We start from the raw sequence: 10446 nt of genomic DNA on the forward strand, positions 1-10446 counted from the left end.
GTGTGAGCACTCAGCCGTCACCCGCCGCCGAGGAACCGGCGGCCCCGGCGCACTCCGGCGACCGGACGGCGGCACTCATCTACGTCGGCGCGGGGATCGTCGCCGGCGTCGTCGCTGCCGTGCTGTGGCGGATGATCGTCCGGCTACCCGGCTATGTCGTCCAGCCGGACGGTTCGGCACCGGTCAGCGAGCGGGGGCTGACCGAGTTCTTCGCCGGTGACGCGTGGTATGTGGTGATCGGCGTGGTCGTCGGAGCCGGCCTGGGGATCGCCACCTGGCGCCGGTTCAAAGGGATCGGATGGCCGTGCGCCTTCCTGGCCGCCGGCCTCGGCCTGCTGGCCGGCGTGGTCTGCTGGCAGGTGGGCGAGCTGTTCGGTGGAGCGTCGTTCGATGAGCGCCTGGCCACCGCGAAGCCCGGCGACACCGTACTGATCGCGCTGACCCTGCGATCGCCGTCCGCGCTTGCCGTGTGGGCATTCGCGGCGGTCACGCCGATCCTGCTGGGCTCGGCACTGGGTCCGGACGACGAAGCGGTCCCCCGGCAGCCGCGGCGACGCCACCGGCTGGCCAGGGCGGAGTCGGTGGAGAAGGTCGAGGTCGTCGACGACCTCGGCGTCGTCCGCACCGACGAGGTGGCACGCGCCGACGAGACGGCAGGAAACCAATGACCACCGCAACCGACGTCGTCATCGACTATCTGCGCACCCAGGCCGACGTGATCGCCGGCCGGGCCGACGACGTCCTCGCCGACGCCCCGGACGCCGTGCACCGCAGCCGGGTCGCCACCCGCCGCTCCCGCAGCGCGCTGCGCACCTTCGCGCCGCTGTTCCGGCGCGGCCAAGTGCGGGCTCTGCGCGACGAGCTGGCCTGGCACGCCGATCATCTGGGCGCGCCGCGGGACGCTGAGGTGCTCAAGGAGCGGCTGCTGACCGCGCTTGTCTCACTGCCGGACGCCCAGGCGTCCAGCACCGTCGGCGAGCGGCTGTCGGCGTCCCTGAACGACACCCATGCCCGAGCGCACGCCTCGCTGGTGGAGTCGATGGACACCGAGCGCTACCGGGAGTTGCGCGACCGGCTGGCGCAATTCGTCATCGATCCGCCGGTGCGCCAATCGGCCCGCACCGCCGGCATCGACGCGCTGCCCGGACTGCTCGACGGCGCCGTCGACCGCGTCCGGCGACTCCATGAACGGGCCAGCGAGATCGACGAGGACGCCCACCGCTGGCATGAGGTGCGCAAGGCGGCCAAGGCCGCTCGATACTGTTCCGAGGCGCTTACCCCCGCCTTCGGCGATCCGGCCCGGACCCTGGCCGAAGCCTGGGAGCAGGTCACCGAAGCCCTGGGCGAACATCAGGACACCGTGGTCGCCGAGGCCTACCTGGTGACCGAGGCGGTGCGGGCCGACGAGGCCGGCGATTCGCCCGCCGGCTACCTGGCCCTGATCGCCCTAGAACTCCGGGTGCGCGAAGAGTCGCTGCACGCCGGTCAGTCGGCACTGGACGCGGCGCTCGCCCTCCCGCTGCCATAGTCAATCGTCGCGGCCATTCGTCCCTGATTCGTCGTCATCCCGTGCATGCCAGGGATCTCGATGAGTCCACACCGCCGCCGGGGACGAGTCGGTGGACGCCGTCGCAACGCTGGTCAGCGAGGCGGGCCGCTGGAGTCGCGCACCACCAGCTCGACCGGAGCCAGATGGTCGCCGGTGTGCACACCGCGGAGGTGATGCACCACCTCGGCGCCGATCGCCCGGCGGTCGAGCCGCAGCGTGGTCAGCGCGGGCGCGAGCAGTTCCGAGCTGGTCAGGTCGTCGTGGCCGACCACCGACAGATCACGACCGATCTCCAGCCCGCAACTTCGCGCCGCGCGGTACACGTAGTGCGCCGACCAGTCCGAGTTCGTGATCACCGCGGTCGGACGCTCCAACGGGTCGGCCAGCGCGTCCAGCAGACGCGAGGTGATCGCCGCCTCGCGCAACTCGGTGTGCAAAGTCGTCGGCGCCACCCGATGCTTGCGGCAGCGACCAAGGTACCGATTCAGCCGGTCCCGGTCGGACATCAGGCTGTGCGGCGCGCTGAGGAAACCGATCCGGCGATGCCCAAGCCCCCACAAATGATCGAACGCCAGGTCGACTGCGCGCGGGTCGGGCGCGATGCGATCCATCCCGCCCTTGGGCCGGACGCTGGAGTTCAGCAGCACCACTGGGGACGCGGGTTGTGCGGCCCGCCATTCCTCGACCGCGGCCGCCACCCCGACCGGGGCGATCGCCAGCCCGCAGACCCGCCGGGACAGCAGGTAGCGGATGTGCCGCCGCTCATGGTCCTCGGAGTAGTCGGAGTCCATCATGATCACCGCCACGCCATGATCGAGCGCCGCCGCCTGCATGCCCGACAGGATGTCGTTGAAGTACGGATTCGCCACGTTGCGCACCACCAGCGCCAGCACGGCGCTGCGGCCGGTGCGCAACTCCTGCGCGATCGGGTCAGGCACGTAGCCGAGCCGCCGGGCGGCGGCCAGCACCCGCGCCCTGGTCTCCGGCGCGACGCCGGGCTTGCCGTTGAGGGCCATGCTGGTCTGGGCCACGGACATCTCCGCGGCCAGAGCCACCATCTTCAGCGTGACCCGGTCTGGATTCGGCTTCGTCATCCCGGCGTCCCGAATCGGTCAAGGCAACGGAATATGAGCGGACGCCTGGCACTCAGCGGCGGCAGGTCATGCTGGGCCGGGTCCCAGGCGTCCAATCTCATCTCGTTCGCTCCGCTACCCGTCCTGTCTGCGCAGCACGCGCACCAGATCGGCCGGCAACGGCACCCGCAGCACCACGTTGCGGTCGCCGGGAGTGCCCTCGGCGTGGATGCCGCCGACACTGCCCGGATCGTTGGCCGCCACCTCGCGGTGCAGCCCGGCCAGACCGGCAACGCTGAGGTCCCAGTCGGCCGGGGCAAGAGAATCGATCATGGTGCTGGTGATCATCGCACCTGGATCGGCGATCTGGAGCGCAATATGCCGCAATTGCACCGGCCATTCCGCGATCGCGCTGGTGATCACCTCCCAGAATCCGCCGCCGGAAGGGGCAGGACGAGGCGCCACCCGGTTCACGTGGACGTGCCCGGACAGCCACAGCACCACGTGCGGGTGCTGGTGCAGCAGGGCCCGGACGTCGTCCGCCAGATGAAGCCCGGCGTCGTCGGGGCCGGTGGCGTTGTCCATGGTGTCCAGCCCGTGGTGCGACATCAGCACCACCAGCCGCGGATCGTCCGAGTCGGCACCGACCTCCGCCAGCCGGTCGGCGAGCCAGCCGAACTGAACGTCGTCGACGCAACCGTTGACGTCGCCGTACGGATTGGTGGTGTCCAGGCTGATCAGCCGGACGCCGGGCGCCCCGTCCCACGTGTAGTAGGCGGTGCCGGAGTCGACGTTGGCCGCGGTGTAGCCGTGGCCGTCCGGAACGGCGCCGGCGCGGAAGTGGGCGGCGACGTGGTCGGCTTTGGTCACGCTGGCACGGGCCTGATCGGGATCGATCGGCGCCTGCTTGCCGGTGGTGGTCACCCACGGATCCGCCAGGTAGTCGACCATTGCGTCCCGCTCGGGCAGGTAGTCGGACGGCGGCAGCACCGGTTTGCCGGCGCCAGTCAGGAAGGCGTCGTAGCCGTCGGGGAACGGCGCCCGGCCCTGCACCAGGCAGTCGTGGTTGCCGTACACGCTCAGCCACGGGACGCCGACGCCGGCGCTGACGAACGGCTCGGCCGCGGCGTCCACGGCGCCCGGCACGCTGGGCAGCCCGAGCGCCGTCCAGGCGTCCGTGCTGCCGGGCTCGGGGTGCCAGAAGCTGGCGTCCGTCCCGCCGGTCGGGCTGGCCGGATGGCCGACGCCCAGGTCGGACGGCCGGATCTCGCCGCCGTCCAGCGCGGTCAGGTAGGCCTCGACCTCGTTGCGCTGGGCCGAGTCGGTGTTGTCGCCGGTGGTGACCAGGACGTCCACAGCACGCTGCTCGGCGACCGCTCGCGCGGTGGCCGCCACCGTGGCCAGCGCCTGCAGTTCGAGAAATTCCTGCGGCCGATAGGCGGGCAGCATCCGCTGCCAGCGCGGATCGCCGTCGAAACGTTGCAGGAACTCGGTGCGGCTGGGGGAGAGCAGGTCGGCCAGCTGAAAGTCGGTGATGTGCAGCAGGCTGAGCACGGCGTCCGGCTCGCTCCACTCCTCGTCGCCGCCCAGGTCGCTTCGCACCAGATGCGCCTCGCCCGGCCCGCGACGCAACGGCACATAGCCCCCGTCGTAGTCCCGGACTCGTTCGATCCGGGCCTGGGTGGTGTCGACCGGCTCAGCCATGGCGCGAATCCGCGCGGGTCGGATCGAGCTCCTCCAGGCTGCGGTGCAGAGTCTCGGGCGCAAGCGCGAAACAGATGCTCAGGCCGGCCAGGCCGATCGCCGCGAAGAACCAGAGTGCGGCGTTCGCGCCCCACAGTGCGACGAAGTTCGGGAAGACCAGCACACCCATGATCGAACCGATCCGGCTGACCGATGTCGCCAGGCCGGCCGCGCTGGCTCGGATCGAGGTGGGGAACAGCTCGGTCGGGTAGACGAAGTTGAGAATGCCGCCGCCGGCGTTGGAGAACAGCACCGCGGTGCTGAACATGACGATCAGGAAGCCAAGGCCCGGATCGGTGTTCAGCGCGAGGATCACCAGGGACGCGGTGAGGCCGGCGAAGCTGGTGATGATCAGCGGACGCCGTCCCCAGCGGTCGACGACGTTCATGCCGATGATGGAGCCGACCAGGCCGAGCACGGCTACCAGTCCGCTGCCGATGATGGTCAGGGTCCGGTCATTACCCGTGAACGGCGCCAGGATCGTCGGGGTGTACATCGAGATGCCGTAGTAGGCGGTGGCGTAGCAGAACCAGAACCCGCAGACGAAGAAGGTGCGGCGGCCCAGTTCGCCGCTGAACAGCTGGCCCAGCGGAATGGCCGGCGGCTTCTCCAGCGTCACGTTCGGGTCGACCTCGACGCCGGTGACCTTACGAAGCACCTCGCGGGCGTCCGTCTCGCGGCCGTGGGCGACCAGCCAGCGCGGCGACTCGGGCAGCTTGACTCGGAAGATGAAGACGATCAGCGCGAAGACGGCGCCGAGCAGCAGCAGTGCGCGCCAGGCGAAGTCACCCAGCGGAGCCAACAGCAGGCCGAAGACGTAGGCGGCGACGGCGCCGACGAACCACATGCTGGCCAGGGACGTGCCGTGCTGGCCGCGCCGCTTGTTCGAGCTGAACTCCGATACCAGGGTGGCCGAGATCGGATAGTCGGCACCGATACCGACGCCGAGCAGGAACCGGAAGATGATCAGTGGCCAGATGTCCCAGGCGAACGCGGTGAGGGTGGCGAAGACGACGAAGGCGAGCAGGTCGACCACGTACATCGCCTTGCGGCCGTACTTGTCAGTCAGATTGCCCAGCCAGCTGGCACCGATCAGCGACCCGATGATCGCCGCAGACACGATCAGGCTCTGATCGAGCGCGGTGATGTGCCACTCCTCTTTGATCATCGGCAGAGCGACGGCGATGACGGTCAGGTCGAAACCGTCGAGGAAGGTGCCGCCGGCCGAGAGCAGGGTGACCCGGCGCTGGAATTTGCGGAGTTGCGGGGTGTCGACCTCGTCGAACCCACTGGTGGTGAGGACCGCCGGCGTGGACGTCCCTCCCGGTTGCGCTGCTGTCATATCGACCTCCTTGGCGACGTGAACGATCCGCCCGCATCAAGGCGGTACGAATCGTTACGGACGCGCGGCAGCCTATGTCAGAATCGATTCGGGTCACAAGAGGTCGTCGAATGAACAATGCCCGAACGAATCCGGAACGGAACCCTGTCGGCCCGCCGATGCCGTCGGTCGAGCTCGAAACCTTTGCACGCTACCCGGCTTCGGAGTCACGTCACCCCGGCGGACGCAGAGATCCCGGAGCAAGTCCGGGATGACGACTGACTCACGTCATCCCGGCGAACGCCGGGATCTCCGCCACCCACCAAGGTCACCAGATCCCGGAGCATGTCCGGGATGACGAGAGAGTCTGGGATGACGGGGTCCCGCGTCGGTCAGTGGTGGGCCGGCGGGGCGGCCACCGGCGCAGGCTGACCGATCTCGGAGAGCAGCTGGAGGTACCAGTCCTGGCTGATGTCGAACAGCTTGCCGCCCTTGATCCGGTCGAAGGCGATCGCGCCGAGGACGTCGCCGTTCTCCTCGTCGTGGCCGATCACGCCCGGCTCGCCGCGCAGCGCACACGCCACGGCCAGGTCGGTCATCGACTTGATCAGGTCGAGGTCGTACTGATTCGCCGCCGCCGAGCGCGAGTAGTAGCCGGACTTCTGTACCAGGATCTTCTCCGCGCCGAGCATCTCGGCGAACTGCTTCGCGAACCAGGCGCCGGGATTGATCCGCTCCAGCCGGATGTGACCGAACGCGTCGCGGGCCACCTCCTCCCCGGCCTTCTCCAGTTCGGCCACGATGCTGTCCACACCGGCGCCCTCGGAGATGAACATGTTGACGCAGCCGACCTCGTCCATCACCCTCCGGAGCCGCTCGGCCTCGGCGGGCAGGTCGATGACAGCCTCGGGCACCAAGACGGCGTGGACGTCCCACGCCTTCTGATCGAGACCGATCTCGGGCAGCCATTCGGCGGTGGTGAGCCATTCCCGGTACTTGCGGGCGGTGGCCGCGGTGAGCCAGCCACAGTCGCGGCCCATCACCTCGTGCACGATCAGGATGCGGGTGCCGGCGTTGTGCTCGGCCAGGATGTTGCGCGCGTACCGGGCGCCCATCTCGGCAGCCGTGTCGGCACCGAGCGACTGCCGGATCGGCACCACGTCGTTGTCGATGGTCTTGGGCAGGCCGACGACGGTGAGCCCGTAACCATGGTTGGCCAGATAGGCGGCCAGGTCGGCAGCGGTGGTGTTGGTGTCGTCGCCGCCAATGGTGTGCAGAACGTCGACCCCGTCGGTGACCAGCCGGTCGGCGGCGGCCTTGAGCGGATCGACGCCTTCGGCGACCAGGCCCCGCTTGACCAGGTCCTTGGCGTTGGTCAGCTTGACCCGCGAGTTGCCGATCGGCGAGCCGCCGTAGGCGCTCAGCAGATGGGCCTTCGCGCGCACCTCGGGGGTGATCTCGATGTAGTCACCGGTCAGCAAGCCTTGGTAGCCGTATCGGTAGGCGATTATCTCGACGTCGGGCGCCACCTCGGTGTACCGCTGAATCAGTCGGCCGACGGCCGACGACAGACACGGGGCGAAACCACCTGCGGTGAGCAACGCGACCTTGTGAACCATGGAATGCCTTTCTGAGGCTGGGTGAGTGTCGCGATCAGCCTAAGAGGTCCCGCAGGCCGGGCAAATTCCGTCGGAACCTGTGGACAACCCCCGCGGACGCCCGCGCCGGGTGCACACTGTCGCCCATGCATGGCACAACGCGCGGCGAACGCGGACAGGCGTTGTCGTCGTTCGTCGCCGTCGTGGTGATCGCGCTGCTGCTGGTCGCCGGACTGGTGGTGGACGGCGGCCGCAAGACCGCCGCAGACCGCCGAGCCGAGTTGACCGCGGCGGCAGCCGCCCGGTCGGCTGCCGATGCCACCGCCGCGCACCGTCAGCTCGGACGCCGTCCGGACGCCAATGCGGCGATCGCCGCGGCGCGCACGGTGATCGCCGGCCAGCCCGGCATGGAGGGCAACGTCAGCATCGCCGAAGACGGTCGCGTCCGGGTCACCACCACGACGAAGGTCGACACGGTGCTGCTCAGCCTGATCGGCATCACCAGCCTGCGCGGCAACGGCCAGGCGGACGCCCAACTCTACGACTGACCGCGAGGTCTCCCTAACCCGGCGCTTCATTCAAGGTCTCGACAGGCTCGACCAGCCTTAGGGCCGGCGCAGCGAAGCCGCCATCCGCTCCACGGCCTGGGTGATCATGGATGGCGACGCCGCCAGGTTGATCCGCACCCATTGCCCGTGGTCGGGGGAGAAGTTCCGGCCGGGGGAGAAGGCCACCCGCCCGACGTCCAGGAAATGCCGGCAGGGGTCGTCCAGGTCCAGCGCGGTGCAGTCGACCCAGGCCAGATAGGTGCCGGGTTGCGGCTGGTAGCGGGCGCCCGGCACCAGCGCGTGCAGCAGATCGGCCAGCAGCCGCTTGTTCTCGGCGATCTCGACACAGACCTGGTCGACCCAGTCCTGGCCGTGGCGCAGCGCGGCGGTATGCGCGATGGCGCCGAGATGGCCGGTCGACCCGGCGGCGAGCGGCGGCAGCGTGCGCAGCAGCCCGCCCGCCTCGGTGCCGACGATGTAGAGACCGGCCTTGAACGCGGCCAGGTTCCACGACTTGCCCGCCGAGGTCACCACCGCCGCCCGCTGGGCGGCCGGCACGCTCAGGGTCGGCACGAACTCGGTGCCCGGATCGACCAGCCAGGCGTGAATCTCGTCCACCACCAACTGGACGCCGTGCTCCGCACACAACTCGGCGACCGCGGTCAGCTCGTCGACGGTGTGCACCGTGCCGGTCGGGTTGTGCGGCGAGCAGAGCAGGAAAGCGGTCACCTCGGGGTCCGCGAAGGCGGACGCCAACGCCTCCAGGTCGAGCCGGCCCGCGGGGGTCAGCGCGACCGGGACCGTGTGCCGCCGGTAGCCGCTGGTGACCTGCCAGAACGGCGGGTATACCGGTGAGGTGATGACGATGCCGTCGCCGGGTTTGGTGGTCGCCTCCAGCACGCACAGCACGGCGTTCATCACGTCTCCGCCGCGCTGCACCTGTCCCGGCGTCAGCTCCAGCCCCCACCGGGCGGCGGCACTGGCGCGGTAGGCGTCGGCATAGTCGGTGCCGTACGGGTAGCCGGTGTCGCCGCGGTCGAGGGCCTCGTCCAGGCTGCGCCGGACCTCCGGCAGAACCGCGGTGTCCATCTCCGCGACCCACAGCGGCACAACATCGGCGTCGAACGTGCACCACTTCATGCTGCGTCGCTGTCGCAATTCGGCCTCGGTCAGGGAGAAGATCGTCATGGCTGCATTCTTGCGGCTCGCCCGGCGTATGGGCGTCAGATCTCGACAGGAAGGCGGTTGCCCGCATGGCCCGGTATTTCGACGTGCACCCCGACAACCCGCAGCCGCGCGCGCTCGGCCAGGTGGCGAACCTGCTGCGCGGCGGAGGACTGGTGGCCTATCCGACCGACTCCGGGTACGCCCTGGGTTGCCTGCTCGGCAACCGGTCGGGGCTGGACCGGATCCGCGAGCTGCGGCAGCTGGGCGCCCGGCACAACTTCACCCTGGTCTGCAGCGAGTTCGCCCAGCTCGGCCAGTACGTCCAGATGAGCAATGACGTGTTCCGGGCGATCAAGGCGGCGACCCCAGGCGGCTACACCTTCATTCTCAAAGCCACCCGCGAGGCGCCGAAGGTGATGTTGCAGCCGAAGCGCAAGACGGTCGGCGTCCGTATTCCGGCGCACGTCACCGCGCTGGCGCTGCTGCACGAGTTGGGCGAGCCGCTGATGTCCAGCACTCTGCTGCTGCCCGGCGAGAGCGAGCCGATGTCGGACGGCTGGACGGTCAACGACGAGATCGGTCAGGCCCTGGACGCCGTCATCGACTCCGGCGACTGCGGCACCGAGCCGACCAGCGTGATCGATCTCAGCGGCGACGAGATCGAGATCATCCGCCGCGGCTTGGGGGACGTCTCGCCGTTCGAAGGCTGAGGCAGCGCCTGTCCGAGAGCTATTCCACGACCTCCGGCTCGGGAATGACGTCCTCGGGGTCGAAGCGGATGAAATCGGACGAGAAGCCGTGCCGCATGCCCCAGGACACGGCCTGTGAGCGGCGGATCACGCCGATCTTGCGGTAGGCCGAGCGAATATAGCTCTTCACCGAGTTGGGGCTCAGATACATGCATTGGGCGATCTCGGCATTCGACAGCCCTTGGGTGATCAGCGCGATCACCTCGCTCTCACGATGCGAAAGCCCCTCTTCGCGGCCCGGCCAGTTGCCGCCGACCTGGTTCGCCGAGGCGGGTGCCGGGCTGACCACCATCTTGCCGGCGTGCACCTGTTCCAGGGCGTCCACCAGGGCTCGCGCCGGGAGGGTCTTGGACAGATAGCCGGCGACGCCCTGCTGCCGGGCCCGCTCGATGAGCGCCCGCTGGAAGTTCCAGGTGTAGATCACGGTGCGCCCGACCAGCGGGTTGCGCAGGACGCCTTCGAGCTGCGGGCTGTCGGGCGAGAGCTGGCCGAAACTGTCGTACAGGGCGATGTCGACCGGCTCGCGCACATCGCGTCCGGCGACAAGTTTGACCACCTCGACCCGGTCCGGGTAGTTGGTGAACATATGCAGCAGGCCGGTGACCACGACCTCGTAGTCGTTGACCAGCGCGACCCTGACCGGCGGTTTGGTTGGCACCGGGTCAGTATTCCACCGGAGGCCCGCCGCAATACGCGGC

10 protein-coding genes are annotated in these 10446 nt (G+C 69.3%); 4 read left to right on the forward strand and 6 right to left on the reverse strand.

Annotation, left to right across the window (positions count from 1 at the left end; all coding sequences use genetic code 11):
- Positions 1-2: 2 nt before the first annotated feature.
- Entirely contained in the window at positions 3-668 is a 666-nt protein-coding gene (locus QM619_RS04570; RefSeq protein ID WP_415104767.1) for a hypothetical protein, read from the forward strand.
- Positions 665-1528: a CHAD domain-containing protein gene (locus QM619_RS04575; protein WP_415104769.1), complete on the forward strand. Its 864-nt coding sequence runs from the start codon at positions 665-667 to the stop codon at positions 1526-1528. The genes QM619_RS04570 and QM619_RS04575 overlap by 4 nt, the downstream gene beginning before the upstream one ends.
- Before the next feature lie 113 nt (positions 1529-1641).
- Here QM619_RS04575 and QM619_RS04580 read toward each other — a convergent pair whose 3' ends face one another.
- The 4 genes from QM619_RS04580 to QM619_RS04595 all read right to left on the reverse strand — a co-directional run bounded on the left by QM619_RS04580 (position 1642) and on the right by QM619_RS04595 (position 7305).
- Complete coding sequence (locus tag QM619_RS04580) at positions 1642-2643, reverse strand: LacI family DNA-binding transcriptional regulator (RefSeq protein ID WP_415104771.1); 1002 nt, start codon at positions 2641-2643, stop codon at positions 1642-1644.
- A 114-nt stretch (positions 2644-2757) separates the two neighbouring features.
- Complete coding sequence (locus QM619_RS04585; protein WP_415104773.1) at positions 2758-4326, reverse strand: metallophosphoesterase; 1569 nt, start codon at positions 4324-4326, stop codon at positions 2758-2760.
- Positions 4319-5707, reverse strand: a complete 1389-nt coding sequence (locus QM619_RS04590) for an MFS transporter (protein WP_415104775.1) — start codon at positions 5705-5707, stop codon at positions 4319-4321. Before QM619_RS04590 ends, QM619_RS04585 begins: the two co-directional genes overlap by 8 nt.
- Positions 5708-6078: 371 nt before the next feature.
- Positions 6079-7305 (reverse strand): pyrophosphate--fructose-6-phosphate 1-phosphotransferase, encoded by a 1227-nt coding sequence (locus tag QM619_RS04595; RefSeq protein WP_415104777.1) that lies wholly within the window; start codon positions 7303-7305, stop codon positions 6079-6081.
- A gap of 125 nt (positions 7306-7430) precedes the next feature.
- On the opposite strand from QM619_RS04595, the gene QM619_RS04600 reads away from it, so the two are divergent.
- Positions 7431-7832: a hypothetical protein gene (locus QM619_RS04600; RefSeq protein WP_415104779.1), complete on the forward strand. Its 402-nt coding sequence runs from the start codon at positions 7431-7433 to the stop codon at positions 7830-7832.
- Between the two features lie 57 nt (positions 7833-7889).
- Here the strand turns inward: QM619_RS04600 and QM619_RS04605 are convergent, their stop codons facing one another.
- The gene (locus QM619_RS04605; RefSeq protein ID WP_415104781.1) at positions 7890-9020 is read right to left on the reverse strand and encodes a MalY/PatB family protein; all 1131 of its coding nucleotides are present in this window, start codon (positions 9018-9020) and stop codon (positions 7890-7892) included.
- A 65-nt stretch (positions 9021-9085) separates the two neighbouring features.
- Here QM619_RS04605 and QM619_RS04610 point away from each other — a divergent pair, with 65 nt between their 5' ends.
- The gene (locus QM619_RS04610; RefSeq protein WP_415104783.1) at positions 9086-9709 is read left to right on the forward strand and encodes an L-threonylcarbamoyladenylate synthase; all 624 of its coding nucleotides are present in this window, start codon (positions 9086-9088) and stop codon (positions 9707-9709) included.
- 19 nt (positions 9710-9728) lie between these two features.
- On the opposite strand, the gene QM619_RS04615 is transcribed toward QM619_RS04610, so the two are convergent.
- Entirely contained in the window at positions 9729-10406 is a 678-nt protein-coding gene (locus QM619_RS04615) for a DNA-binding response regulator (protein ID WP_415104785.1), read from the reverse strand.
- Between the last annotated feature and the right edge of the window lie 40 nt (positions 10407-10446).

This window comes from Micropruina sp. (assembly GCF_047606665.1).
Classification (GTDB): Bacteria; Actinomycetota; Actinomycetes; order Propionibacteriales; family Propionibacteriaceae; genus Micropruina.